At 67.1% G+C, this 24,935-nt stretch carries 28 protein-coding genes and 2 pseudogenes; 11 read left to right on the forward strand and 19 right to left on the reverse strand.

From position 1 onward, the window contains the following. Positions 1-20: 20 nt before the first annotated feature. The 3 genes from qcrA to ctaE form a co-directional block, all read right to left on the reverse strand. Complete coding sequence (gene qcrA, locus QUE79_RS13015) at positions 21-1,088, reverse strand: cytochrome bc1 complex Rieske iron-sulfur subunit (protein ID WP_286343482.1); 1,068 nt, start codon at positions 1,086-1,088, stop codon at positions 21-23. 61 nt (positions 1,089-1,149) lie between these two features. Continuing rightward, positions 1,150-1,983 carry a cytochrome bc1 complex diheme cytochrome c subunit gene (gene qcrC, locus QUE79_RS13020; protein ID WP_286343483.1) on the reverse strand — a complete coding sequence of 278 codons (834 nt, stop codon included), beginning with the start codon at positions 1,981-1,983 and terminating at the stop codon, positions 1,150-1,152. Between the two features lie 21 nt (positions 1,984-2,004). Next, complete coding sequence (gene ctaE / locus QUE79_RS13025) at positions 2,005-2,649, reverse strand: aa3-type cytochrome oxidase subunit III (protein WP_286343484.1); 645 nt, start codon at positions 2,647-2,649, stop codon at positions 2,005-2,007. A gap of 93 nt (positions 2,650-2,742) precedes the next feature. Here ctaE and trpD point away from each other — a divergent pair, with 93 nt between their 5' ends. Then, positions 2,743-3,795, forward strand: a complete 1,053-nt coding sequence (gene trpD, locus QUE79_RS13030; protein WP_286343485.1) for an anthranilate phosphoribosyltransferase — start codon at positions 2,743-2,745, stop codon at positions 3,793-3,795. Positions 3,796-3,855: 60 nt separating this feature from the next. On the opposite strand, the gene glpK is transcribed toward trpD, so the two are convergent. Together glpK and QUE79_RS13040 are read right to left on the reverse strand one after the other, a co-directional pair. Further along, entirely contained in the window at positions 3,856-5,373 is a 1,518-nt protein-coding gene (gene glpK / locus QUE79_RS13035) for a glycerol kinase GlpK (protein WP_286343486.1), read from the reverse strand. Positions 5,374-5,487: 114 nt separating this feature from the next. Further along, positions 5,488-6,165 (reverse strand): MIP/aquaporin family protein, encoded by a 678-nt coding sequence (locus QUE79_RS13040; protein WP_434010998.1) that lies wholly within the window; start codon positions 6,163-6,165, stop codon positions 5,488-5,490. A gap of 322 nt (positions 6,166-6,487) precedes the next feature. Here QUE79_RS13040 and dhaK point away from each other — a divergent pair. The 3 genes and pseudogenes from dhaK to dhaM all read left to right on the forward strand — a co-directional run bounded on the left by dhaK (position 6,488) and on the right by dhaM (position 8,824). Next, positions 6,488-7,428 (forward strand): annotated as a pseudogene (dhaK, locus tag QUE79_RS13045) (dihydroxyacetone kinase subunit DhaK). 56 nt (positions 7,429-7,484) lie between these two features. Further along, the gene (gene dhaL, locus QUE79_RS13050; RefSeq protein ID WP_286343488.1) at positions 7,485-8,129 is read left to right on the forward strand and encodes a dihydroxyacetone kinase subunit DhaL; all 645 of its coding nucleotides are present in this window, start codon (positions 7,485-7,487) and stop codon (positions 8,127-8,129) included. 2 nt (positions 8,130-8,131) lie between these two features. Beyond that, on the forward strand, positions 8,132-8,824 hold the full coding sequence (gene dhaM, locus QUE79_RS13055) for a dihydroxyacetone kinase phosphoryl donor subunit DhaM (RefSeq protein ID WP_286343489.1): 693 nt from the start codon (positions 8,132-8,134) through the stop codon (positions 8,822-8,824). A gap of 56 nt (positions 8,825-8,880) precedes the next feature. Here dhaM and QUE79_RS13060 read toward each other — a convergent pair whose 3' ends face one another. Continuing rightward, the gene (locus tag QUE79_RS13060; RefSeq protein WP_286343490.1) at positions 8,881-9,270 is read right to left on the reverse strand and encodes a YchJ family protein; all 390 of its coding nucleotides are present in this window, start codon (positions 9,268-9,270) and stop codon (positions 8,881-8,883) included. 53 nt (positions 9,271-9,323) lie between these two features. On the opposite strand from QUE79_RS13060, the gene QUE79_RS13065 reads away from it, so the two are divergent. Beyond that, positions 9,324-9,512, forward strand: a complete 189-nt coding sequence (locus QUE79_RS13065) for a hypothetical protein (RefSeq protein ID WP_286343491.1) — start codon at positions 9,324-9,326, stop codon at positions 9,510-9,512. 10 nt (positions 9,513-9,522) lie between these two features. On the opposite strand, the gene QUE79_RS13070 is transcribed toward QUE79_RS13065, so the two are convergent. Beyond that, complete coding sequence (locus QUE79_RS13070; RefSeq protein WP_286343492.1) at positions 9,523-10,266, reverse strand: SDR family oxidoreductase; 744 nt, start codon at positions 10,264-10,266, stop codon at positions 9,523-9,525. A 72-nt stretch (positions 10,267-10,338) separates the two neighbouring features. Here QUE79_RS13070 and QUE79_RS13075 point away from each other — a divergent pair, with 72 nt between their 5' ends. Then, on the forward strand, positions 10,339-11,094 hold the full coding sequence (locus QUE79_RS13075) for an SDR family NAD(P)-dependent oxidoreductase (protein ID WP_286343493.1): 756 nt from the start codon (positions 10,339-10,341) through the stop codon (positions 11,092-11,094). Between the two features lie 101 nt (positions 11,095-11,195). Here the strand turns inward: QUE79_RS13075 and QUE79_RS13080 are convergent, their stop codons facing one another. The 8 genes from QUE79_RS13080 to QUE79_RS13115 all read right to left on the reverse strand — a co-directional run bounded on the left by QUE79_RS13080 (position 11,196) and on the right by QUE79_RS13115 (position 17,304). Continuing rightward, a complete protein-coding gene (locus QUE79_RS13080) occupies positions 11,196-11,648 on the reverse strand; it encodes an ABC transporter permease (RefSeq protein ID WP_286343494.1) in 453 nt (150 codons plus the stop codon). Next, the gene (locus QUE79_RS13085; protein ID WP_286343495.1) at positions 11,597-13,174 is read right to left on the reverse strand and encodes an ABC transporter ATP-binding protein; all 1,578 of its coding nucleotides are present in this window, start codon (positions 13,172-13,174) and stop codon (positions 11,597-11,599) included. The genes QUE79_RS13080 and QUE79_RS13085 overlap by 52 nt, the downstream gene beginning before the upstream one ends. Next, the gene (locus tag QUE79_RS13090) at positions 13,174-13,458 is read right to left on the reverse strand and encodes a hypothetical protein (RefSeq protein WP_286343496.1); all 285 of its coding nucleotides are present in this window, start codon (positions 13,456-13,458) and stop codon (positions 13,174-13,176) included. Before QUE79_RS13090 ends, QUE79_RS13085 begins: the two co-directional genes overlap by 1 nt. Then, the gene (locus tag QUE79_RS13095; RefSeq protein ID WP_286346717.1) at positions 13,455-14,306 is read right to left on the reverse strand and encodes a peptidoglycan-binding domain-containing protein; all 852 of its coding nucleotides are present in this window, start codon (positions 14,304-14,306) and stop codon (positions 13,455-13,457) included. The genes QUE79_RS13090 and QUE79_RS13095 overlap by 4 nt, the downstream gene beginning before the upstream one ends. A gap of 38 nt (positions 14,307-14,344) precedes the next feature. After that, complete coding sequence (locus tag QUE79_RS13100) at positions 14,345-15,229, reverse strand: hypothetical protein (protein ID WP_286343497.1); 885 nt, start codon at positions 15,227-15,229, stop codon at positions 14,345-14,347. 35 nt (positions 15,230-15,264) lie between these two features. Beyond that, positions 15,265-16,080, reverse strand: coding sequence for a hypothetical protein (locus QUE79_RS13105; RefSeq protein WP_286343498.1), 816 nt, complete (start codon positions 16,078-16,080; stop codon positions 15,265-15,267). A gap of 86 nt (positions 16,081-16,166) precedes the next feature. Further along, positions 16,167-16,571, reverse strand: coding sequence for a peptidase inhibitor family I36 protein (locus QUE79_RS13110; RefSeq protein ID WP_286343499.1), 405 nt, complete (start codon positions 16,569-16,571; stop codon positions 16,167-16,169). Positions 16,572-16,767: 196 nt separating this feature from the next. After that, complete coding sequence (locus tag QUE79_RS13115) at positions 16,768-17,304, reverse strand: hypothetical protein (protein WP_286343500.1); 537 nt, start codon at positions 17,302-17,304, stop codon at positions 16,768-16,770. A 119-nt stretch (positions 17,305-17,423) separates the two neighbouring features. On the opposite strand from QUE79_RS13115, the gene argG reads away from it, so the two are divergent. After that, positions 17,424-18,866 carry an argininosuccinate synthase gene (argG, locus tag QUE79_RS13120; RefSeq protein WP_286343501.1) on the forward strand — a complete coding sequence of 481 codons (1,443 nt, stop codon included), beginning with the start codon at positions 17,424-17,426 and terminating at the stop codon, positions 18,864-18,866. Between the two features lie 43 nt (positions 18,867-18,909). Here argG and QUE79_RS13125 read toward each other — a convergent pair whose 3' ends face one another. Then, the gene (locus QUE79_RS13125) at positions 18,910-19,848 is read right to left on the reverse strand and encodes an SDR family oxidoreductase (protein WP_286343502.1); all 939 of its coding nucleotides are present in this window, start codon (positions 19,846-19,848) and stop codon (positions 18,910-18,912) included. Positions 19,849-19,982: 134 nt separating this feature from the next. Here QUE79_RS13125 and QUE79_RS13130 point away from each other — a divergent pair, with 134 nt between their 5' ends. After that, positions 19,983-20,618: a dihydrofolate reductase family protein gene (locus tag QUE79_RS13130; protein ID WP_286343503.1), complete on the forward strand. Its 636-nt coding sequence runs from the start codon at positions 19,983-19,985 to the stop codon at positions 20,616-20,618. Between the two features lie 120 nt (positions 20,619-20,738). Here QUE79_RS13130 and QUE79_RS13135 read toward each other — a convergent pair. From QUE79_RS13135 to QUE79_RS13145, 3 genes and pseudogenes are all read right to left on the reverse strand, one after another. After that, positions 20,739-21,370, reverse strand: a pseudogene (locus QUE79_RS13135) (SDR family NAD(P)-dependent oxidoreductase). Then, on the reverse strand, positions 21,325-21,471 hold the full coding sequence (locus QUE79_RS13140; RefSeq protein ID WP_286343504.1) for a hypothetical protein: 147 nt from the start codon (positions 21,469-21,471) through the stop codon (positions 21,325-21,327). Before QUE79_RS13140 ends, QUE79_RS13135 begins: the two are co-directional and overlap by 46 nt. Before the next feature lies 1 nt (position 21,472). Next, entirely contained in the window at positions 21,473-22,090 is a 618-nt protein-coding gene (locus QUE79_RS13145) for an NADPH-dependent F420 reductase (RefSeq protein ID WP_286343505.1), read from the reverse strand. 123 nt (positions 22,091-22,213) lie between these two features. On the opposite strand from QUE79_RS13145, the gene QUE79_RS13150 reads away from it, so the two are divergent. From QUE79_RS13150 to QUE79_RS13160, 3 genes are all read left to right on the forward strand, one after another. Continuing rightward, positions 22,214-22,894 carry a TetR/AcrR family transcriptional regulator gene (locus QUE79_RS13150; RefSeq protein ID WP_286343506.1) on the forward strand — a complete coding sequence of 227 codons (681 nt, stop codon included), beginning with the start codon at positions 22,214-22,216 and terminating at the stop codon, positions 22,892-22,894. 247 nt (positions 22,895-23,141) lie between these two features. Further along, positions 23,142-24,269: a tyrosine-type recombinase/integrase gene (locus QUE79_RS13155; protein WP_286343507.1), complete on the forward strand. Its 1,128-nt coding sequence runs from the start codon at positions 23,142-23,144 to the stop codon at positions 24,267-24,269. After that, positions 24,262-24,615, forward strand: a complete 354-nt coding sequence (locus QUE79_RS13160; protein WP_286343508.1) for a helix-turn-helix domain-containing protein — start codon at positions 24,262-24,264, stop codon at positions 24,613-24,615. Before QUE79_RS13155 ends, QUE79_RS13160 begins: the two co-directional genes overlap by 8 nt. Positions 24,616-24,935: the final 320 nt, after the last annotated feature.

Raw genomic sequence — 24,935 nt, forward strand, 5'->3', positions numbered from 1 at the left:
ATGCGGTTCAGTTGCAGTGCTCAACGGTCACGCTCCCAGAAACTCGGGCCCACGGGTTCGTGGAAATCGCTCTGCGCGACGAGGTAGCCGTCGGCGTCGACCGTGATGGGCAACTGGGGGAGCGGCCGTGAGGCCGGACCGAAGATGACCTTGCAGTTCTCGGTGACGTCGAATGTCGACTGGTGACAGGGGCAGAGCAGGTGGTGGGTCTGCTGTTCGTAGAGTGCCACGGGGCATCCCACGTGCGTGCAGATCTTCGAATAGGCAACGATTCCGTTGTACTGCCAGTTCTCGCGACCCTTGGGTTCGTGCAGGTCGTCGGGGTTCAACCGCATGAGGAGAACGGCGGCCTTGGCTTTCTCTTCCAGGAGGTCATCCGACTTGAGCAGGGATTCCGGAATCACGTGGAAAGCCGAGCCCAGAGTGACGTCCGACGCCTTGATGCGGGTGCCGGTGGGGTCGATGGTCAGGTGCATACCCTTTTTCCAGAGTGTATGCCTGAGCACGACGTTCGGGTCGACCTTCGGGCCGAGATCCCTGAAGATCACGACGCCGGGAAGCACGAACGCGACCATGGCGCCGATGAGGCTGTTGCGGATCAGGCTGCGGCGGCCGAAACCGGACTCCTTGTTGCCGAGCTCGAAAACCTCGGCGGCTTTGGCGCGAGTCGCGTCGCTGCCCTTGGTCAGGTGGCGCATCTCGGTGATCTCTTGAGCCGGCATGAGCGTCTTTGACCAGTGCACCGCACCGATGCCGATCGACAGCAGACCGAGCGCGATGCCGAGGCCGAGGAACAGGTTGTTCAGTCGGATCGAGCCGGTGTCGCCTTCCTTGATCGGGAAGGCGATGTAGGCCGCCACCGCGAGGCAGCTGAAGATGATCGACAGGAAGAACAGAGTCGAGACCTGGCGCGCGGCCTTTTTCTCCTCGGCGGGGTCTTTGTCGGTGATTCGCAGCCGGTGCGGCGGCTCGCCCGGGTTCTCGAAGGGGTCCGTGGGGATGACCGCTGTTCCTGCGGAGATCTTTTGCGGCTCACTCTTCTCGACAGCCGAGCCCGTTGCCGGGGCCTCGTCGTCGTGATCTGCCATGGTGCTGCCTTTCGGTGAGTACAGGACTCGCTCGTCACAGGACTCGCGAGAAGAGAGGGGGCTAGTTCGAGCGGGCCGTCAACCAGACGGTGACCGCGACGATCGCGCCGAGGCCGAAGATCCAGATGAAGAGGCCTTCGGACACCGGACCGAGGTCGCCCAGCTGGAATCCGCCCGGGGACGGGTTCTTCTCGAGGTACTTGAGGTACGTGATGATGTCCGCTTTTTCTTGCGGCTTGATGTTGAGGTCGTTGAAGACCGGCATGTTCTGCGGGCCGGTGAGCATGGCCTCGTAGATGTGCTTGGACGACACGCCCTTGAGGGAGGGGGCGAACTTGCCCTCGGTGAGTGCTCCACCGGCGCCGGCGACGTTGTGGCACATGGCACAGTTGATGCGGAAGAGCTCGGCGCCCTTCGCCGCGTTGCCGTCGGCTTTGAGGTACTTCGACGCGGGCTCGGACGGGCCGGTGCCCAGCGAGGCGATGTAGGCGGCCATGGCCTGGGTCTGCGAGTTGGTGAACTGGACCGGCTTCTGTTCTGCCTGAGGCCCGTCGGCCGCGAGAGGCATGCGCCCGGTGCCGACCTGGAAGTCGACGGCGGCAGAGCCGACGCCGATGAGGCTCGGGCCGGCGCTGGAGCCGGAGGCGGCCATACCGTGACAGGTGGCGCAGTTGGCGGCGAAGAGCTTCTTACCCTCGTTGACCTGGGACTGCGAGGTGGAGCTGGCCGTGTTGGTGTCGGCCGTGGCGGTCGAGGTGAACAGGGCGTAGGCGCCACCCGTGGTCAGCAGCCCCACGACGATGAGCGAGACGGTGGCGAGCGGAGAGCGACGGCCCGAGCGCTTCGACTTCTTGGCCGAGCGTCCACTCGAAGAAGCTGTTTTGTGAGAAATCATGCGGTGAGTGCGATCCAATGCCTATTTGAGGATGTAGATGACCAGGAAGAGGCCGATCCACACCACGTCGACGAAGTGCCAGTAGTACGAGATCACGATGGCGCTCGTGGCCTCTCTGTGCCCGAAGTTCTTGGCCGCATAGGCGCGGCCGATGATGAACAGGAAGCAGATGAGGCCGCCGGTCACGTGCGCGGCGTGGAAGCCGGTCGTGAGATAGAACGCGGACCCGTAGGCACTGGACTGCAGCGTCACGTGCTCGGAGATCAGGTTGGTGTACTCGTACGTCTGCAGAGCAACGAACGTGGCACCCATGGAGTAGGTGAGGAAGAACCACTCGACGAGACCCCATTTACTCACCTGGAAGAGCTTGCCGGTGCGCTTGCCCTGCAGTCGCTCGGCAGCGAAGACGCCGAACTGGCACGTGACACTCGACAGCACCAGGGTGATGGTGTTGAAAGCCGCGAACGGCACGTCGAGCTTGGCGCTCTGCGACGCCCAGAGTTCGGGCGAGGTGCTTCGCAAGGTGAAGTAGATCGCGAACAGACCTGCGAAGAACATCACCTCGCTTCCGAGCCAGACGATGGTGCCGACGGCAGCGGTACTCGGCCGGTTCACGACCGGAGCACCTGTGGTTCTCGAGAGAGGGGTACTTGTCACAAAAGCCATTATGGCCGAAAAAGCGACGCGTGATTCGCTAGGACAGCCTGCCAGTCTCGACATCGAGCTATCTGAGAGAAGGCGCTTAGTAGGCTGGGAACCATGACCGACGCGCTCACCTGGCCCCGAATCATCGACTCGCTCCTCGACGGGGACGACCTCTCCATCGCCGATGCGACGTGGGCCATGGAGCGCGTGATGGTGGGCGAGGCGAGCCCCGCTCAGCTGGCCGCGTTCCTCATCGCGCTGCGGGCCAAAGGCGAGACCGTCGATGAGATCGTCGGCTTCCGGGATGCGATCCTGGCCCACGCGCTCCCACTCACCGTCGACTCGATGGGGGTGGACATCGTGGGAACGGGCGGCGATCGGTTCGGCACCGTGAACATCTCGACCATGGCGTCCATCGTCGTGGCCGCGGCCGGCGTGCCGGTGATCAAGCACGGCAACCGGGCCGCGAGCTCCGCGTCGGGTTCTTCGGACGTGCTCGACGCGCTGGGAGTCGACCTCACACGGGATCCTGCGCGCGTCGCCGAGGTGCTGCGCGAAGTCGGGATCACGTTCGCGTACGCCGCGGCCTTCCACCCCGGCTTCAGACACGCGGCGGCGACGCGCTCCGAGATCGGCGTCCCGACCGTCTTCAACTTCCTCGGGCCGCTGACCAACCCGGCTCGCCCCGAAGCGAGCGCCGTCGGTGTCGCGACGCTCGACAAAGTCGGGCTCATCGTCGGCGTGTTCCAGACGCGCGGCGCCACCGCCCTGGTCTTCCGCGGTGACGACGGCCTCGACGAGCTGACGACCACCGGTCACAGCCACGTCTGGGAGGTCTCCGGCGGCTCGGTGACCGAGCACGATCTCGATCCGACCGAGCTGGGGCTCCCGCGCGTGTCGATCGACGTCCTCCTCGGCGAGGACGCCGAGCACAACGCCGACGTGGCGCGCAGGGTCCTGGCAGGAGAGATCGGCCCCGTCCGCGACATCGTGCTGCTCAATGCGGCTGCGGGTTTGGTCTCGTTCCGTCTCGCGCAGGATCCCACGCAGCGCGACCGCCCCATCGTCACGCGGTTCCGCGAGCAGTTGGCGGTGGCGGCCGAGACCATCGACGCCGGCCTGGCGTCCGCGAAACTCGACGACTGGGTTGCCGCGACTCGGCGGTGACGACGACGAAGGGCCCGGTAGGAGCGATCCTGCCGGGCCCTTGGACGTGCCGGGACGCGACTACTGCACGTCTTCGTCGACCCAGTCGAACGTCTTGGTGACGGCTTTTTTCCACAGGCGCAGCTGACGGTCGCGCTCGGCGGCGTCCAGGTTCGGCTCCCAGCGCTTGGACTGCTGCCAGTTGGCGCGGAGGTCGTCGAGGTTCTCCCAGAACCCGACGGCCAGGCCGGCGGCGTACGCGGCCCCGAGGGCGGTCGTCTCGGCGACGACCGGACGGACGACGGGGACGTTGAGGATGTCGGCCTGGAACTGCATCAGGGCGTCGTTGGCGGTCATGCCTCCGTCGACCTTCAGCTCGGTCAGGTCGACGCCCGAGTCGGCGTTCACGGCGTCGAGCACCTCGCGCGTCTGGAACGCGGTCGCCTCGAGGGCTGCTCGGGCGATGTGGCCCTTGTTCACGTAGCGGGTCAGGCCCACGAGAGCACCCCGGGCGTCGGAGCGCCAGTAGGGTGCGAAGAGACCGGAGAACGCCGGCACGAAGTACACGCCGCCGTTGTCGTCGACGGTGGTGGCGAGCGCCTCCACCTCGGGGGCGGAGTTGATGAGCCCGAGGTTGTCGCGCAACCACTGGATCAGGGAGCCCGTGACAGCGATGGAGCCCTCGAGCGCGTAGTGGATCGGACCGTCGCCGAGCTTGTAGCCGATGGTGGTCAGCAGCCCGTTCTCGCTCTTCACCTTCTCGGTTCCGGTGTTGAAGATCAGGAAGTTGCCGGTGCCGTAGGTGTTCTTAGACTCGCCCTTGTCGAACGCGGCCTGGCCGAAGGTCGCGGCCTGCTGGTCGCCGAGGATGCCGGCGATCGGCACCTCGCGCAGCAGCGACGAGTCGGAGGCGTAGCCGTAGATCTCGGACGACGACTTCACCTCCGGCAGCATCGAGGCGGGGACGCCGAACACGTCGAGGATGTCCTGGCGCCACTCGAGGGTCTCCAGGTCGAGGAACAGGGTGCGGGAGGCGTTGGTGACGTCGGTGACGTGGATGCCGCCGTTCACCCCGCCGGTGAGGTTCCACAGCACCCAGGTGTCGGTGGTGCCGAAGATCAGATCGCCGGCCTCCGCCTTCTCGCGGGCACCCTCGACGTTCTCCAGGATCCAGACGATCTTGGTGCCGGCGAAGTAGGTGCTGAGGGGGAGCCCGACGATGTCTTTGAAGCGCTCGACGCCGCCGTCCTTGGCGAACCGGTCGACGATCTCCTGCGTGCGGGTGTCCTGCCAGACGATGGCGTTGTACACCGGTTCACCGGTGTTCTTGTCCCACACGACGGCGGTCTCGCGCTGGTTGGTGATGCCCACGGCCTTGATGTTGTGGCGGGTGATGTTCGCTCTGCTGAGGGCCTGGCCGATGACCTCTCGGGTGTTCTCCCAGATCTCTTTCGGGTTGTGTTCGACCCAGCCGGCGCGGGGGAAGATCTGTTCGTGCTCGAGCTGGCCGGTCGACACGATCGACCCGGAGTGGTCGAAGACGATCGCGCGGCTGGACGTCGTGCCCTGATCGATGGCGAGGATGTAGTCGTCGCTCACGGGTGGTGCTCCTTCATCGTTGATGGAAACTGCGTTGGTGATGCGGTCGGCCCGGCCGCCGGAGGGCAGCGGGCCGGGGTGGCTCCACTCTCGTGGAGCCACCTGTGACTCGGGTCAGTGCACGATCGGCAGGAGCGGGAACGACAGCAGAGCCGCGATCGCGCCGCCGACGAGCGGACCGACGACCGGCACCCACGCGTACGACCAGTCGCTCGGACCCTTGCCCTTGATGGGAAGGAAGGCGTGCGCGATGCGCGGCCCGAGGTCACGAGCAGGGTTGATCGCGTACCCGGTCGGGCCACCGAGCGAGACGCCGATGACGAGGACGATCAGGGCGACAGGCAGGGCGCCGAGCTCGGACGGGGTCTTGCCGTTCGTGAAGGCGATGATCGAGAAGACCAGGACGAAGGTGCCGATGACCTCGGTGACGAAGTTCCAGGCGTAGTTGCGGATCGCGGGCCCCGTCGAGAAGACGCCGAGCTTGGCGGCCGGTTCCGGTTCTTCGTTGAAGTGATCCTTGTAGGCGAGGAAACAGAGGACGGCTCCGATGATGGCTCCGACCATCTGCGCCAGGATGTAGATGAGGAACTGGACGAAGGTGATGTTCCCGAGGATCAACTGCGCGAGGCTCACCGCGGGGTTGAGATGGGCGCCCGACTTGTACGAGACGGTGACACCGGCGAAGACCGCGAAGGCCCAGCCGAAAGTCACCATCAACGTGCCGCCGTTGAAGCCCTTGGTCTTGGTGAGGGCGACGTTCGCCACCACGCCCGTACCGAGCAGGATGAGCATCGCTGTGCCCACCGTTTCAGAAAGAAAAATAGTTCCCAGATTCACGGAGACCTTCCTTAGTCGTTAACGGCGGATGCACGGAAGGTGCGCTCCGCGGTGAGCGTGTGTCAACAACATAGACCCGCCGCGATCATTTCGATACCAACACGGTTGGACTTTGTTTTACGTCTGGCTGTGTCCGTTCTCGGAGCGCTAACTTGATGTATAAACCGTGCAACTGCGCTCGCGACGCCCGCGCACACGGTGTACAAGGAGGACTTCGATGAAGAAGCTCATCAATGACCCGAAGACCGTCGTCGACGAGTCCGTCGAAGGGTTCGGGATGGCGCATCCCGACCTGGTGACGGTCACCTCCGACCCTCTCTTCGTCGCGCGGGCCGGCGGTGCGTCCGCGGGCAAGGTCGGCATCGTCTCGGGCGGTGGATCGGGTCACGAACCGCTGCACGCGGGCTTCGTCGGCTACGGCATGCTGTCGGCCGCCGTTCCGGGGGCCGTCTTCACGTCGCCGACGCCCGATCCGATCGTCGCCGCGACCCTCGCCGTCGACGGCGGAGCGGGCGTGCTCCACATCGTCAAGAACTACACGGGCGACGTGCTCAATTTCGAGACGGCGGCCGACCTGGCCGATGCCGAGGGCGTCCGAGTCGTGTCGGTGATCGTCGATGACGACGTCGCCGTGAAAGACAGTCTTTACACGGCCGGCCGCCGCGGCGTCGCCGGAACAGTGTTTGTCGAGAAGGTCGCGGGCGCTGCGGCCGAGCGGGGCGACGACCTCGACGCCGTCGCGGCGATCGCGACCAAAGCGAACTCGGTCACCCGCACCATGGGTGTGGCGTTGGCGGCCGGCATCGTGCCGCACGCGGGGAGCCCAGCTTCACCCTGGCCGACGACGAGATCGAGATCGGCATCGGCATCCACGGCGAGCCCGGGCGCGAGCGGATCAAGCTCGAGCCCGCCGATCGGATCGTCGACCGACTGCTGGCGCCGATCCTGGAGGACCTGCCGTTCGAAACGGGAGACAAGGTCTTGCTGTTCGTCAACGGCCTGGGTGGCACTCCGTTGATCGAGCACTACATCGTGTTCCGCCGCGCCGCTCAGGTCCTCGCCGAGAAGGGCATCGAGGTCACGCGTACGCTGGTGGGCAACTACGTGACCAGCCTGGAGATGCAGGGCGTCTCCCTCACCGTCGCCAAACTCGATGACGAACTCACCGAGCTCTGGGACGCCCCGGTCGAGACCGCGGCACTTCGGTGGGGTCGATGACGACCGGTTCCTCGTCCGGTCCGACGACAGCAGCACCAACGAAAGGCAGCCTTCCGATGGGTTTGGGTATCTCCTGGGTCACCGCCTGGGTCGACGACACGGTCACCGTGGTCTCCGACAACCGCGTCCGCCTCAGCGAACTCGATCGAGAGATCGGCGACGGCGACCACGGGGAGAACCTCGATCGGGGGTTCACCGCGGTGAAGGCGAAGTTCGACGGGCTTGCAGCCGACACGTCACCGGGAGCGGCGCTCAAGCTCGTCGCGACGACACTGATCTCCACGGTCGGCGGTGCCAGCGGCCCGTTGCTCGGCACGGCGTACCTCAAGGGCGCGCAGGCACTCGGAGACGCCACCGAACTCGACTCGGAACAGCTCGTCGCCTTCCTCACGGCCGCTCGCGACGGAGTCGTGATGAGGGGCAAGGCCGAAATCGGCGACAAGACGATGATCGACGCGTGGACCCCGGCGGTCGATGCTGCGTCGGCCGCAGCCGCGGAGGGCAAATCGCCGTCGGCCGTCCTTCGCGCGGCCGCGGATGCCGCGATCGCCGGCGCAGCGTCGACCGAGCCGCTCGTCGCCCACAAGGGTCGGGCGAGCTATCTCGGCGAGCGCGCCGTGGGTCACCGCGATCCCGGCGCCGAGTCCTCGTCGCTCATCCTCACCGCTGCGGCTGACGCGGCCGAAGCAACGGAAAGCTGACCATGGCTGCAAGCGTAGGAATCCTCGTCGTCTCGCACAGCGCGAAGATCGCCGAAGGGACGGTGGAGCTCGCCAAGCAGATGGCGCCCACGGTCGTCATCGTGGCCGCGGGCGGTACCGACGAGGGTGGCGTGGGCACGAGCTTCGACAAGATCTCGTCGGGCATCACCGAGGCGCAGCAGGGCAAGGGCGTCGTCATCCTGGCCGATCTCGGATCAGCGATCCTCACGGCCGAAACCGCGCTCGACTTCCTCGACGACGCCGAGCGTGAGCTCGTCGTCATCGCCGACGCGCCGATCGTCGAGGGTGCGGTGGCCGCCGCAGTGGCCGCCGAGACCGGGGGATCCCTCAGCGAGGTGACGAGTGCCGCGCGCACCGCCACCGGTGTCGCCGATCCGCACGCCGACGACCAGACGCTGACCCGCGCCGAGGTCGCCGGAGCCGTCGAGCGATCCGCGACGCTCGTCAACCCCTCGGGGCTTCACGCGAGGCCGGCCGCGGAGTTCGTCAAGCACGCCTCGAAGTTCTCGTCGAACATCCAGATCAACGGGGTCGACGCGAAGAGTCTTCTGCGGATCATGGGCCTGGGTCTGCCGCAGGGCTCCACGGTCAGCATCGTGGCGACGGGCGACGATGCTTCGGAGGCCGTCGACGCGCTCATCCAACTCGTCGACTCCGGGTTCGGCGAAGGCTGAAGCGAATTTTGTAGGGAGTCCGGGGGACCTCGGGGCGACGTCTGCGACCGCGCCGGTCAGACGGCGTCGAGGTACGCCCAGTCGCCGGCCACGCGCTCGAACCGGCTGTTCTCGTGCTGCGTGGCCGCCTCCGATCCTGCCCGGTAGTGGGCTTCGAACTCGACGGTGCCCGCGCGGTCGAGGAGGCCGCCGCCGGTCGAGGCCAGGATGTCGAGGCGGAACCAGCGCACCGACGCGTCGAGTTCGAGCGATGCGGGGCGGGTCGCAGGATGCCAGGAGCGCAGGAGGTAGTCGACGTCGCCCACCGCGAAGGCGGAGTAGCGCGACCGCATGAGGCGCGTCGCGGTCGGTGCGGTCGCTTCGCCGCGGTGGAGCGGCTCGCAGCAGGATCCGTAGGTCTCGCCGCTCAGGCACGGGCAGTGGGACTCCGAGGTGATTGTCGCCATGCCGACGAGCGTAGTGTCGAGCCCGGTAGCCGTTTTCAACCCGGGGAGGTCCCATGCGCGCAGTAGTCATCGCAGTCGCCGCAGTCGTCAGCATCCTCGCGGTCGTGAAGTCACGCCGAGCTGCGAGCGAGATCAAGAAGAACGTGAAGGCGTCGCGCCGTCGCGGGGCCGTGACGCACGCCGTGCATCAGAAGGCGGGGCAGGTCGACGTGCCGAAGCTTCCCAAGGTGAAGCGGTACTGAGCCGGTCGCGTCAGTGCTGCGAGACGGGCGAGATGACCAGCTCGTCGATGCGCACGTGCGGCGGCGAGTCGAGCACGAAGAGTGCGGCGCGCGCGATGTCGTCCGCCGTCAGCATCCTGCCTCGGGCCTCCGCGTCGGGCACGCTCGGGCGCATGGCGAGGAAGTCGGTGTCGACGTCTCCGGGGCAGAGGTGGCACGCCCGGACGCCCGAGCCAGCCTCTTGCGCATTGAGCGTGCGACAGACAGACGACAGCGCCGTCTTGCTCGCGGAATAGGCGACGCCGGCTCCCGGTGAGAACTGCCAGCCGGAGTACGACGACACGACGACCACCTGACCGGCGTGCTCGCGGAGCTGCGGCAGGGACGCGTCGACGACGCGCACGGCGGCCGTGAGGTTGGTCTGCACGATGTCGTCGAACGTCGCCAGCGATTGATCTACCCAGGCGCGCTGCGGCGAATTGAGCCCGGCCGAGAGCACGAGCGCGTCGATCCGCGAGTGATCTCGCAGGATCACGTCGCGGGCGGCAGCCACGGACGAAGCCTCGCGAACATCGCAGACCACTGCGGCGACTCGGCCTCCACCCTCCCCGGCGTGCCGTGTCGCCTCACTGAGCCGCACCGTCTCGTCGAGTGCGTCCTGCCGACGCCCGGAGACGACGACGGTCCATCCGGCTCGAGCGGCGGCCACGGCCGTCGCCCTGCCCATACCGCTACCAGCGCCGGTCACCCAGAGGACTCGCGCCGATGTGCTCACGGAGACCAATCTACTCGGCGACGGTCGCGTCGACCTCGGGTAGGTTCGGGAGCGGAACGAGGAGGTTCATCGATGCTCATCGACTACACCGGCAAGATCGTCGTCGTGACCGGCGCCGCCCGCGGAATCGGGCGGGTCCTGGCGGAGCGCTTCGAGGCCGAGGGGGCGCGTGTCGTCGCGCTCGATCTGGCCTTCGGGGGTGATGCGGTCGGTGAGCTGTCGCTCGACTGCGACGTCAGTGATCCTGCATCGGTCGCTGCTGCGGTCGCCTCGATCGACGAGATGTTCGGGCGGATCGACGTGCTGGTCAACAACGCAGGAATCAACGTCGACGGGTTGGTGGCCGACCTCGATCCTGCTCGGTTCGCCCTCGCCCTCCAGGTCAACGTCGGGGGAGTCTTCGTGATGAGCCAGGCCGTCGCGCCGATCATGAAGCGGGCGAACGGCGGCAGGATCATCAATGCGGCGTCGTTCGCGGCGATCGTGCCGAGCATCGGAAGCGCGGCCTACGCGGCCTCGAAGGCGGCCGTCGTGCAGTTCACGCGGGTGCTGGCGGGCGAGCTCGGGCCGTGGGGGATCACCGTCAACGCGTACGCGCCGGGCATGATCCCCACCGCGATGAACGGTTTCGCCGAGCTGCCCGACGCCGCGCAGTCGCGGCTGCTCGACACGCTGACGATCCGTCGCTGGGGGAGGCCGGAGGACGTCGCCGACCTGCTCTGCTTCTTGGGCAGCGACTTCGCCGGGTACATCACCGGAACCCTGGTCGATGTCTCGGGCGGCAAGCTCGCCACCCAGATCCCGAGTCGGGCGTACCGGGCCGAATAGCCGCGAGCGGACGGGCCCCGGCGTCGTTCCGAAACAAGAACGTGACAGTGGGCCCTCGAAGCCGCGGTGGAGCGCAGTCGTCGACGAGCCCATGACCCTGCTCAGCTTCGGAGGGCTGCCTGAGGCTGGATCCGGGTCGCCTGCCAGGCGGCGACGAGGCCGCCGAGGCTGCCCACCAGGATTCCACCGACGACCGCGAGCGGCGCCAGAACGGGGTCGAAGATCGGCGACCAGTGTTGGAGGAGGGTCATCGCCGAGACGGCGGCGAAACCGAGGACGAGACCCGCCAGGCCACCGAGCGCCCCGATGATCGCGGATTCGGCGACGACCATCGAGGCGACGTGGACGGATCGCGCCCCGACGGCGCGCCGGAGCCCGAACTCCGCTCGCCGCTCGAGGATCGCCAGGACCATCGAGTTGCCGAGGGCGACGACGGCCGCGATGACGGCGATGCCCGTGAAGGCGAGGAGCGTGGTGCGGACGTCTCCCTCGATCTCGGATCTCAGCGTCGTCGGGTCGACGGGCGCGTCGACGTGGAGTGCCGTCGGCTGCACCGGGTCGATCGCGGCGGGCGCCTGCCGGGCCACCTGCTGGGCGGCGCCAGCGCTCGTTCGGAGCAGGATCCGCGTGCGGTCCGGAGCCGCGAGGGCGGGCGACGCCAGGCCGCCGGAGACGATCGACCCCAGGAGGGACGGCAGGCGCGGCGAGGTCTCGATGGTGCCCGCGACGACGACGTCCTGCCCACCGACGTCGACGAGGGCGCCGCCGCGAGGGAACCGAGGGGGAGTTGCGCCGCAAGGTTCCCGCCGATCAGCACTTCGCCGTCGGCCAGGCGGTGCGGTCGGTTGGGCGTCCATCGGATGGTCAGTCGAGCCGCCCGGCGGACGTCGCCGGTGGCGGAGACCGCCGGGGCTTGAAGCGCGGGCCTCGTCGGCGTCGCCTGGATCGTCGTAGTGCCGCGTTCGTAGACGATGCCGACATGGTCGACGCCGGCGAGGATCGTGGTGCCGGCCAGGAGCGCCGCCGTGTCGTCGCGCAGCGTCGCGTGGCGGCGGTCGCGGGGGTCTGGGTCGGGGTCTGATACAGGGGCGAGCGCCGCATCGTCGCGCACGACGGTCACGTCGCGGTTGACGTGGAGGTCGAAGCGGTCCGAGACCTGGGCCGAAGCCGATCCGGAGATGCCGAGGGTCGCGATCGCGAGCGCAACCGCGGTGGCGACGGCGGCGACGAGCCCCGTGGTGCGGCCGGGGCGGGAACGGACGGTGCGGAACGCGTCGCGCAGGACGTCGCGGGGCCGGACTCGCGACCCGCGGGGTGGCGTCGGGCCGGGTGGGGCGGGCGTGCTCCCGGTCGCCTCTCCGGGGCTGCGGGGATCAGAGGGCGTGATCCTGGTCGATTCTGAGGGTTTCGGGGCGAGGTCTTCGAGGAGGTGAATCCGGCCGTCGCGGAGGTGCGCGATGCGGTCGGCCGTCGCGGCGAGCGCCGGATCGTGGGTGACGAGAACGATCGTGCAGCCGTCGTCGTGGAGGGCGCGCAGGGCGTTCATCACCTGGGCGCCGTTGACCGAGTCGAGATTGCCGGTGGGCTCGTCGGCGACGACGACGCGGGCCGAGGCGGCGAGGGCTCTGGCGATGGCGACGCGCTGGCGCTGGCCTCCCGAGAGGAGCGAGGCGCGTTGTTCGGCGTGGGCGGCGAGGCCCACGGCCGCAAGGGCCTCCCGGGCACGTCGCAGCCGCTCGGCGGTGGGCAGGGCGCGGTAGAGCAGGCCCAGTTCGATGCTGTCGATGGCCGGGCGGGCGTCGAGGAGGTGGAATCCCTGGAAGACGAAGCCGAAGGTCGTGGAGCGGAGGCGCGCCCGCTCGCGCTCGGGGAGCCGTGCGGTGTCGGTGCCCTCGAGCAGGAAGGTCCCCTCGTCGGGGACGTCGAGGAGGCCGATCGTGTTCAGCAGGGTCGACTTGCCGCCGCCGGAGGGGCCGACGATGGCGAGGAATTCGCCGGGGCGGATGGTGAGCGAGACGTCGTCGAGGGCGCGGGCGTCGGCGGAGAAGCGGCGGCCGATGCCGCGGAGTTCGAGCGTCATCAGCCGACCCGGACGACGTCGCCCGTCGCGATCGCGCCGGATTTCGTGGGCGTGATGGCGCTGCGGCCGTTCAGCTGGGCGACCTCGGTCACGGCGACGCGTTCGAAGTCGTCGGCGTCGCGGCGGACGAACACGTGCGCCGGGCCTTTCGCGCCCGGCGACACCGCGAGGGTCGGCACGATCAGCGAGTCGCGCGCGGCGAGTGTCACCTCGAGTACGGCCGTGCCCTCCTTCGACAGCCAGGTGTCGGGGAGCGGCGTGGCGCCGCGCGCGCTCAGCGTCACGGTGGCGTCCGTCGCCTCGGGGCCGCCGGGGTCACCTTCTCGACGGCGACGTCGAGCGACTCGGTTCCGGTGCTGCGGAAGGTTCCGGTCGTGCCGACCGCGAGCTTCTCGGCGGAGAGCGTCGGCACCTCGGCGACGACCCGCGGGGTGCCGCGCTGAAGGCCGATCGTGGTCTCGCTCGTCACGAGGGTTCCGACGGGCGGCGTCGAGGCGGCGTAGGCGGGGAGTGTGCCGAGGGCGGCGAGCTCGCCCTTCGGCAGGATCGTCGTGGGTGCAGGATCGGGGCGGGGTGAGTCGTCGGGGGTGCTCGCGTCGGTGCTGGTGTCCGCGTCCGCGGCTGCGTCGGCATTTTGCTCCGGCGGCGGGGCGTAGCCCGCCTTCACATAGAGCGCTTTCACGGCCGACTCGGTGGTCGCGCCGAAGATGCCGTCCGCCGTCACCGGTGCTCCGGCCGCGGCCAATCCCTGCTGGAGCTGCCGGACGTCGGGCCCCGTGTCTCCCATCCCGAGCGACCGGTAGAACCGGAAGCCGCCGGGCAGAGCGAACACGGGTCGCCCGTTGATTTCGGTGAGCACGCTCCCGGCCGAGATCGTCGCTCCCGCTGCGGCCGTCACCCTCGTCACGACCGCTTCGTCTGCATCGGGCACGGGCAACAGGATCGTCGTGACCTCGTCGCGACGGACCGTGCCGCGGAACGACACCACGTCGGAGAGGTCGCCCCGTTCGACCTTCGCGGTCAGCGGCCCCGGCGTCGGTGGGGCCACTCGGGCCTCCCGTTGTTCGGGCGACTCGAACGCGGCGGCGAGCAGCCACCCTCCCGCGAGGAGGCCTACTCCTGCCGCCGCCACCCCTGCCAAGAGGACGCGCTTCCGCCGCCGCCCCGCCGTCACTCGGCCCTCGGCGCGTACTCGGCGATCACCGTGAGTGCTTTCCGGTTCATCTTCTGCATTTGCTTGTCGTACCGGTCGAGTGCGTCCGCGTTCTCGCCCAGGGCGGTCACCTGCTCGTCCCATTCGGCCTGGTAGATGGCCCTTGCGTAACCCGACGACTCTCTGGATTTGGCGTCGGCGACAGCAACGCGGCGTTCCTCGCTGGTCGGCACATCGCCGCCGAATGTCGCTGGCGGGTCGATGGCCGGCTCGTCACTTTCCAGGGAGTCCGGTGGCATGTCTTCCGGACTCTTTTCCAGGTCCGGGACGCCGACGGGGGCCAGGCACGAACGCCACTGCTCGGTCGCAGCGATGACCTCTTTTCGCTCGGAGGCTTTCTTGTAGGCGTCGTTCGTCAAGCCTTCTACGAGGCTGAAGTCACGATCGCCCTTCGGAATCCCGACGACCTCGTTGGCCTCCGACCAGCACAATTCCATGTCCGGCTCCGCACGGGGCGAGACGTGGAGGTTGCGTTGATAGTCCTCGTGCTCGTTCTGGAGTACGGCAACCGGGAGGTCGAGGAGGTCTGACGTGCCGTATCCGTATTTCTCGGCCAGCGGCAGAGTGAAGATCCGTTTCCCGATCGAGCTGTAAGACGGCCCGGTCGTGGCGCCCAGCGTTGCCGCAGAAGCTGCCCAGGGCCAGCCTTTGTCGAGGAGACACCGTTTGACGACCAGCTCGCGAGCGATGCTTGGAACGTCGACCTGTTGCATCGAGTAGCGATCCAGCGGCAGGACGTATCTGTCTCGATTCTTGTCCGGAAGGCCGTCGGGCACCTTCCGTGGGCTGGATTCGCTCGTGCACCCGGTGAGCGCCCCGACGAGCATCGCGCTCGTCGCCACCGCTCGTCGAAGACCTTGCGGCCCCCTCCGGGTCTTCACTTGGCGCTCGGCGCGTAGTGGGCTATCACCTTGCGCGCTTTCCGGTTCATCGCCTGCATCTGTTTGTCGTAGCGCTCCAGCTCGTCCGCGTTCTCTAGGAGCAGCTTCACTTCGGCATCCCATTCCGCGGTATATGCGGCGTCGAAGTAGCCAGAAGACTCCTGGCATTTCGCGTCGGCGACCGCTACGCGACGCTCCTCGGGGTCGACGACATCCTTCGTCCAGGGCTCGTCCACACCGCGGCCAGAGCCGATCATCGACGGACTCGGCATGAGATCGGGAGACCGCGGCAGGTCGGGCACCCCTACGCCCGCCATGCACTTCCGCCACGTCGCTGTCGCAGCGAGAACAGGTTTCGTCACGAGCGACGCGTTATAAGCCTGGACTGCAAGGGAGTTCGCGAGGTCCCAGGGGGCCGCATTCGGCGTCAGGCCGATTGCCTTCTGACCACGAGAGAAACATTCGTCGATGTCAGAATCCGCGTCCGCATCGATCTCTCGATTTGCTTTATCGACGGCCCGGAGCTCGGCTTGCTGAGGCGCCGAAAGATCGAGCTCGGATGAATTTCCGTAGCCGTACTTCTCCGCCAACGCGACCGAGAACAACTTCTGGCGGGCGTCGTTCCACGACTCTCCTGGCTTCGCCCCAGCTTCAGCAGTCGTTACCGCCCATGGCCATCCTCGCTTCTCGATGCACGCTTGGACCATGACGCGCACGGCTATGCCGGGCAGGTCGACTATCTGTGCGGAGTAGCGATCCAGCGGCAACTCCCATCGAGCCTGATTCTTGGCCGACAGCTTCGGTTCTGGCATCGTGCCTTGCGAGCATCCAGTTAATGCGGCTGCGGAGAGTAGTGCCGTGATGAAAGCGATTAGTGCACGAGGTACAGCAACTCGATTCACTTGCAGTAGCTGCTGAAGCAGGCAGAGGTCACCATGTCGTTGAGACCCCGACTGCCCAGGTTCGACAGTCCGCTGCCCCTGGCGATCGAAGCCGACTTGCCCTTATAGCCAGAGCGGTCGTAGACCACGATGGCCTGCCCGGTGCGGCCGTTGTTGAACGCGGAGGAGGCGGCATTGTCCGTCCCCAAGTGGAGCGTCGGAACCCAGTACGCAATGGAGCCATAGTGCGAGACGTTGTAGTTGAAGTTGATGTGGCCGCGACCGTAGTTGATGTCTTCGTACGTGCAGCCCTGGCCGGCGTTGCACGCGCCAGGCGCAGCCTGCGCGGGGGCAGCGATGAGCAGGCTGGCGAAGAGGACGGTGGTGCCTGCGGCGGCGCTGGTGATGAGTGCGAGCTTCAAGTGATCCCTTTCGGGTCGCGGGGTCGGATGCCGACCTTTCACGGATATGAATGCGTCATATGGGCGTAATGTCCAAAGTACCAGATGTTTGAAGCCACTTTTGTCTGGGCGCCTTGCGCACGAGAACGGCCGCCGCGCCATGAGGGAGAGACGGCCGCGAGCTGAAAGTCAGCTCGGGCGAACGGTGAGACGCCGGTCATGTCGAGCGTTGTGTCGATTGGCGTCGGTGGCTTGCCGGAGCCGGCGTCCAGGCGAAGACCTTCAGGCTCGTCGAAGGCTGGATGAGGAAGTGGCGCCCCGACGACTGGCCGGCCGGGCCGGCCGGATAGGCCAGGCGGTAGCCGGCCGGAAGCGTGGTCTGCCAAACCAGGCGACCGGTGTGCACGTCGAGGGTTCCGACGGCTTCGTGCACCGTCGTCGATCCTGCGTCGCGAAGGTCTCCGGTGACCTGCACGACGCCGGCCGGATCGGGCGGGCCGGTGACGGTCATCCGAGACGTCAGCGTCTGCTCGAGTGCGGCGGTGGCGGCGATCAGCAGCTTCGTCGAGCCGGGCAGCCAGGCGTACTGGGCGCTCTGGCCGTTTTTCATGCCGGGGATCGTCACGACGCTCTTGTGGCCGGTCTTCCTCGAGAAGAGCGTGACGCCGCCGAACGCGGGCGTCAGCAGCGCGTCGTGGCCGACGAATGTGGAGCGCGCGATTCGGCGGCCTCGCGACGAACTCGAGGCGCCCATTGTCGCGCAGCGCTGATGGCAACGCGCGGCAGGGCGGCAGCACTGAGCGCAGCTTTGGCAGCAGCGACGACGGCAGCCCGCGGCCGTGGGGGAGTGCGCGAGACCCTAGGCTTGTCCTCATGTCCAAGGTCTTGAGCTCTCTCCCTGTCGGTGAACGGGTCGGTATCGCCTTCTCCGGCGGCCTCGACACGTCGTGCGCGGTCGCGTGGATGCGCGAGAAGGGCGCCGTGCCGTGCACTTATACCGCCGACATCGGTCAGTACGACGAGCCCGACATCGACTCCGTCGCCGGTCGCGCGATCGAGTACGGCGCCGAGATCGCCCGCCTGGTCGACGCCAAGAGCGCCCTGGTCGAAGAGGGTCTCGTTGCGCTGCAGTGCGGCGCCTTCCACATCCGCTCGGGAGGCAAGACCTACTTCAACACGACGCCTCTCGGCCGCGCGGTCACGGGCACGATGCTGGTGCGCGCGATGAAAGACGACGGCGTCGACATCTGGGGCGACGGCTCGACGTACAAGGGCAACGACATCGAGCGGTTCTATCGCTACGGGCTCATGGCCAATCCTCGGCTGCGCGTGTACAAGCCGTGGCTCGACGCCGAGTTCGTCGGCGAGCTCGGCGGGCGCACCGAGATGAGCGAGTGGCTCGTCGCGCGCGGATTCCCGTACCGCGACTCGACCGAGAAGGCCTATTCGACCGACGCGAACATCTGGGGCGCGACCCACGAGGCCAAGCGCCTCGAAGAACTGTCTTCGGGTCTCGATCTCGTCGAGCCGATCATGGGCGTCGCCGCGTGGCGCGACGACGTCGAGGTCGCGACGGAGATCGTGACCGTCCGGTTCGAGGCGGGGCGCCCGGTCGCCCTCAACGGCACCGTCTTCGACGACGCGGTCGCTCTCGTCCTCGAGGCGAACGCCATCGGCGGCCGTCACGGGCTGGGCGTCTCCGACCAGATCGAGAATCGCATCATCGAGGCCAAGAGCCGCGGCATCTACGAGGCGCCGGGCATGGCGCTGCTGCACATCGCCTACGAGCGCCTGCTCAACGCGATCCACAACGAAGACACCGTGGCGAACTACCACAACGAAGGCCGCAAGCTGGGGCGCCTGATGTACGAGGGGCGCTGGCTCGACCCTCAGTCGCTGATGGTCCGGGAGTCGATTCAGCGCTGGGTGGGGTCGGCCGTCACCGGCGAAGTGACCCTGCGCCTTCGTCGTGGCGACGACTACACGATCCTCGACACGACCGGGCCGTCGCTCAGCTACCAACCCGAGAAGCTCTCCATGGAGGTCGTCGGCGACTCCGCCTTCGGGCCGGGCGACCGCATCGGTCAGCTGACGATGCGCAATCTCGATATCGCCGACTCGAGGTCCCGGCTCGAGCAGTACGCCGCGGCGGGCCTCATCGGGGGAGCGACGGCCGAGCTGGTCGGCACCCTCGAGGTCGGCGAGGCGGGCGAGATCTTCGGCAGCGCGTCGCCCGTGTCGGCAGCGGCGGGCGAACTCGCCAGCGCGACCGATGCGGCCTCCGAGGGCGCCGCCTTCGACGCGGGCACCGACTGATCCTGCTCTCGCGCGAGAGCTGAGACCCCAGCGTCGACCCGGCCTACGCGCTGAGCGACACCCCGGCGAGCTCGGCCGACACGTCCCAGACGCGCTTCGCCTCCGCCGTGGAGGTGAGCCGCGAGTACAGCTTCTGTTCAGCCGGCGCTCCCGAGAGGTGCGCGAGTCCCGACGGCCCGTAGAAGCGGCCACCGCGCGCCGACGGGTCGGTCGCGGCGAACACCGCGGGCAGGGCCGCCGAAGCAGGAGTCCCGAACAGGATCCCGCGGCGTGAGAGCGCACGGATCATCCGCACCGCCCCGGTGTCCTTCTCGCGCCCGAGGCCCGGCTGTGCCGCCAGGAGGTTCGTCGGCGAGATGCCGGGGTGCGACAGGTTGCTCGTGATGCCCCAGTCGGCCGCGAGGCTGCGGCGGTTCAGCTCGAGCGCCCAGAGGCCGAACGCGATCTTCGACGAGGAGTACGACTTCATGGGGTTGTAGCTCTTCTCCCACTGCAGGTCGTCCCAGTTGACGGCGTTCGAATTGGCCGAGATCGAGATCTGCGTGGTGATCCTGGCGTGGCCGGCGCGCAGGAGAGGCAGCAGGTGCGCCGTCAGCGCGACGTGCCCGAGGTGGTTGGTGGCGAACTGGAGCTCGAAGCCGTCCGCGCTCGCCTGCCGGGTCGGCGGTGTCATGAGGCCGGCGTTGTTGATCAGCACGTCGATCGGACGCCCCTCCTCGACGAGCGCCTCGCCGAACGCCGCGACCGATGCCAGCGACGACAGGTCGAGCACCCGCGTGCTGACCTTGGCTTCCGGAACCACCGCGCGGATGTCCGCGACCGCGGCGTCGCCCTTGCTCGGATTCCGGACGGGCAGGATCACCTCCGCGGAGGCTCTGGCGAGACGCCGGGCGATGCCCAAGCCGATCCCGTCGCTGGCTCCGGTGACGACGACGAGCTTCCCGGCGAGGTCCGGTACTGCGATATCGATGATGCGAGGCATGGTGGCTTCCTTCGGTCGGGCGCGGTCTCGATCCTGCGAGTCTGGGTGCCCTCCACCTCGGCAGCCAGGGAGCAGGTGTCCCAGGATCGAAGAACTCGGTCGACGAGAGCATGCCCGGTGGAGTACAAGAACGTATGGGCACAATCGTGGTTCAGGAGTTCATCACACTCGACGGCGTCATCCAGGCGGGCGGCGGGCCGGACGAAGACCGAGAAGGCGGCTTCGAGTTCGGCGGCTGGTCGATGGATTACGACGAGGAGTTCGACACCCTCGGCGAAGGCGGCGACATCATCGCGGAGTGGGAGAGCAAGACCGAGGCGCTCCTGCTCGGCCGGAAGACCTATGACATCTGGGCGGGCGCCTGGGCCGTCTGGGATGAGAACGCCGACGGGTTCATGGGCGAACTCACCCGGCGCTACAACCGCGTTCCGAAGTACGTGGCCTCGCGCACGCTCACCGAGGTCGGCTGGAAGAACGCCGAGCTGCTCGGGGACGACGTGCCCGCGGCCGTCGCCGCGATCCGCGCCGAGCGCGACGGCGAGATCCGGGTGTGGGGGAGCGCGGACCTGATCGCGACCCTGGCCGAGCACGACCTCGTCGACGAGTACCGGCTCGCGGTCTACCCGATCGTTCTCGGGACGGGCAAGAAGCTGTTCTCGGACCGTTTCCCGAAGACGGCCCTGGCGCTCGTCTCGAGTCGGCAGCTGGCCTCGGGCGTGCTCATCAACACGTACCGTCCTGCACCCGGTCGTCCTGCCTCCGGCACCTGACGAGCGGCCTACCGCGGCCCGCACTGGCACGAGCGGTATCGGGCCGTCGGGGCGGTGAAGATCCGATCACGCCGGGCCGGCGGCTTTCACGGCCGTCGGTCCGGCGATGCAGTGCCGCGGTCAGATCACGGTCGAGCCTCCGTCGGCAACCAGCTCCATGCCGTTCACGTAGCTGGAGTCGTCCGAGGCGAGGAACAGCGCGACCGAGGCGATCTCTTCCGGCTGGCCCATCTCGCCCCGGGGGATCACGGCGGAGAACATCTCCTTGAGCTCCGGGGTCATGGCCGCTTCCATCATGGGCGACGAGACCTGGCCCGGAGTGAGCACGTTCACGCGGATCCTGCGATCCCGGAGCTCGGCCACCCAGACGCGCGCGAAGGCAGGCAGGACGGCTTTGCTCCCGGCGTAGACGCTCCACTCGGGGTAGCCCCGGAGAGACGCGTTCGACCCGGTCATGATGATCGAGCCGCCGTCGCGCATCAGCGGCAGCGCCTTCTGGACCGTGAACAGCGTGCCCTTCGCGTTGAGCGTGAACGCCGCGTCGAACGCCTCTTCGGTGATCTCGCCGAGCCTCGCCTGGGGCCTCCTCCTGCGCTCGCCCAGAGGACGTCGATCCTGCCTTTCTCGGTCTCGACCGCGTCGAACAGCCGATCGAGGTCAGCGAGGTTCGACGCGTCACCTTGCACGCCGGTGGCGTTGCGGCCGATCAGGCGGACCGCCTCATCGAGCGCGTCCTGGCGGCGGCCCTGGATGAAGACGTGGGCTCCTCCTCCACGAAGAGCTTCGCGCCGGCCAGAGCCATGCCGCTCGTCCCGCCGGTGATCACCGCGACCTTGCCGTCGAGCTTGCCCATGTCAGCGGACCTCGGCCTTGAATGCGACGTCGAAGCCGGCGCCGTTGTTCGCCAGGCCGACGAGCAGGATGCCCGCCCACTCGAGCGCGTGGGCCATGCCGAGTCCGCCGGCGTCGCGGGGCTGGAGGTTCAGGCTCTCGAGGAAGGCCGCGAAGCCCGCCTTGGCCTCGGTGCCGTCTCCGGCGAAGAAGACGTCCAGCGGGGCGTCGCCCGCGATGACACCGCCGAAGATCGTGTTGAAGGCCTTGATCACGTGTGTGTCCGCAGGGGAGACGGCGGCGATCCGGTGGGCGATCGAGTCGCCCGGCGTGGTCACGATTCCGCTGGCGTCGGCGTTGAACGGGTTGCTGATGTCGACGAGGGTCTTGCCTGCCAGCGCTTCGCCGAAATGCTGAACGGCCTCGACCGCACCCTGGTACAGGACGGCGACGAAGACGATGTCGCCTGCGGGGTCGGCGCCGAACGTGCCGACTGTCGCTCCGTGGCCGATCTGGGCGGCGAGATCCTGCGCTGCGGTGGCGTTCCGGCTCAGGATCTCGACGGTGTGGCCGTGCTCGGCAGCGCGGGTTCCGATGGCGCGGGCCATGTTGCCCGAGCCGATGATGCTGATGGTGGTCATAGGAGTGATCCTTCGTGTTCATGACCGGGGAGTCGACTCCTCAAGGTGAGGCACCCCTCCGGTAGTGATCGACAACCGGAGGGGTGCCTCGACTTATTCCCGCCAAGCGAGTAAATTCATGGAATGAGCATTTCCGAGGTCGAGGAGGCGCCGGCTCCCGCGGGTGCGCCGACGCCGTTACGACGCGACGCGCGAGAGCGTCGCGAGCGCCTGATCGCGGCGGCTCGGCAGGAGTTCGCCGCCAGGGGAGTGGATGCGTCGCTCGAGAGGATCGCGCGCGACGCCGGCGTCGCCATCGGGACGCTGTACCGGCACTTTCCGACACGGGTCGATCTCCTCCTCGCGGCGTTCGAGCCTCGGCTCCAGGAATTTCTCGACAGCGCGGACGACGCCCTCGGTGTCAGTGACCCGTGGGAGTCGTTCGTCTGCTACCTCGAGAATCTGTTCAGCGTGCAGGCGGGGGATCGCGGTTTCAACGACTTCCTGTCGCGTCGGTTCCCCGGCAGCGCCGAGACCGAACGGATCCACGACCGGATGTGTCTCCAGATCGGCGACGTGCTGACCAGGGCGCAGGAGGCCGGAGCGGTTCGCTCGGATATCACCCTGGCCGACATCGTCAACCTCATCTGGTCGAACGGCCGCATGATCGACGCCACGAGCCAGGCGGCACCCGAGGCCTGGCGCCGGCACCTCTACCTCATGCTCGACGGCTTTCGGGCGTCGGCTGCCCACACCCTGCCCGAGCCGCCGATGACGGATGCGCAGCTCTACGACGCCATGGTGCGCCTCAGTCAGGCCGACTGACTCGCGTCGCCTCCCCGACGATCCCAGAATTCGTCTTACTTGACATAATGTGCATTATCAGCGCTCAAGTGTCGGGAATTGCATCTAATGCAGGAACTCCCGCTCAACGACCAGGACAACAAAAAGCCAGGTCGGTGCCGTATTCGGCTCCCAGTGAATAACTATCAGGGACGCTTCTCTTGCCGTCAGATCCGCATAGGCGTAGGTTTCCTGCATTAGATGCAGGAAACCACGATTGGAGAACCGGATGGATGGCGAATTTCCGGGCTTTGTCCCGAAGGTCTTGCTTGATCCTTCTATCGCGTTGTTTCGCGCCGAAGACCGCGTATTCGAGGCGATGGTTGATGGTTGGACGTCGGAGATGCTGGCTCGTGGCAATCAGGTGTCAACGATCAAGGATCGCGTGAGCTTGCTCAGGCGGTTCCAGTCGTTTACCAATGATTACCCGTGGATGTGGGGTCCAGGCGATATCAACGAGTTCGCGGCCGAGCGACTGTCCGGTGAGCGGCCGATCAAGCCCACAACCCTCCGCACCGACTCGAATACGATCGCGATGTTCTGCTCTTATGTGTCTAATCCGGCCTACGGCTGGGTGGCCTTTTGCGAACGGACATTCGACTCAATTCCTTCACAAATCGTGTTCGAGTGGAACAGCCCGCACCACTCGGCCGACGATGCTGTTCCGACAGGCAAACGAGCTTTTACTAAGCCGGAGCTTCAGCTCATCTTCGACTATGTTGACGACCTCGCAGACAGTGAATATGCCCGTGGGTCCAAGCGCTGGCCGAACTTGCTCCGTGACTCCAATGCATTCAAGATCTGCTATGCCTACGGCCTTAGACGTCGGGAACTCACCATGCTCGACACTGTCGATTTCGGACCCAATCCATACGTCCCCGATTACGGCATGTTCGGCGCCCTCACCGTGCGTTGGGCCAAAGGGGTCAAGGGATCGGGTCCACGACGCCGAACGGTACTGACTGTCCCCGAGTTCGACTGGGTGGTCGAGCTAGCCGACAAGTGGATCAGCTCAGAACGCCGCGGACGTTTCTCTCACGCCGACGGATCGCTCGCCCTTTGGCCGAGTGAGCGGGGTAACCGCATCTCCCTCGGCACATTAGGCGACGCGTTCACCGCAGCTCGACGCGCCGTCGGCCTACCCGAAGATCTCGGCCTTCATTGCCTCCGGCACTCCTACGTCACGCACCTGCTGGAGGCGAAATATGACCCGCTGTTCGTTCAGCAGCAGGTCGGGCACGCCTACGCCTCCACCACGAGTCTCTACACCTCGGTGTCCGACAACTTCAAACAGAGAGCGGTCCAGGAAATGATTGCTGCACGCGTTCCAGCCAAGACGGAGACTGCCCATGCCTGAAATCCGCCGAATCGGCTTCCATTGGAAACTCCGTGCCGTCATGGCCCAGCACAACCTCTGGAAGTCCACCGACCTCATGCCGCTGCTAAAATCGAGGGGCGTGAACCTCTCCGAAAGTCAGATTTATCGACTCGTCACCGGCTCCCCCGAGCGCATTCCCGCACGCACTTTCGCGGTACTCTGCGACATCTTCGACTGCACGCCCAATGACCTCTTCGAACCATTTGTCGAGATGCGGGCCGCCGCGACCGCCAACGCGCCAAAGGACGTCGAGGATTTGACTTCCACGCCGGGACAGCCGCTAACGCACCGGGTGCGTCTGAGCCGCGTCGAAGACGATGAGTAGGCCAAAGCAGCCCGAGGACCCGGAGCGCTTTCCGCTTGCCTGCGCGCGCTGTCATGAGCATCGGGCCCTGGCAGCTTTTTTCGGGACTGAAGGGAGCGTCTGCGTCAACTGCTACATGAAAGCCAAGCGCACCCGTGGGGTCTGCGCCTGTGGGCACGAGGGGGTCCTTCCTGGCATGGTTGGGGGGCAGCCGGCGTGCCGAGCATGCAGCGGTGTAAAGCTCAACATCGACTGCGTCTCATGCGGAACCGAGGACGAACTCTATTCAGGTGGACGGTGCTGGAACTGCACACTCCGTGAAGCCGTGGATTCCGCCCTGA

This window comes from Frondihabitans sucicola, from assembly GCF_030296615.1.
GTDB lineage: Bacteria > Actinomycetota > Actinomycetes > Actinomycetales > Microbacteriaceae > Frondihabitans > Frondihabitans sucicola.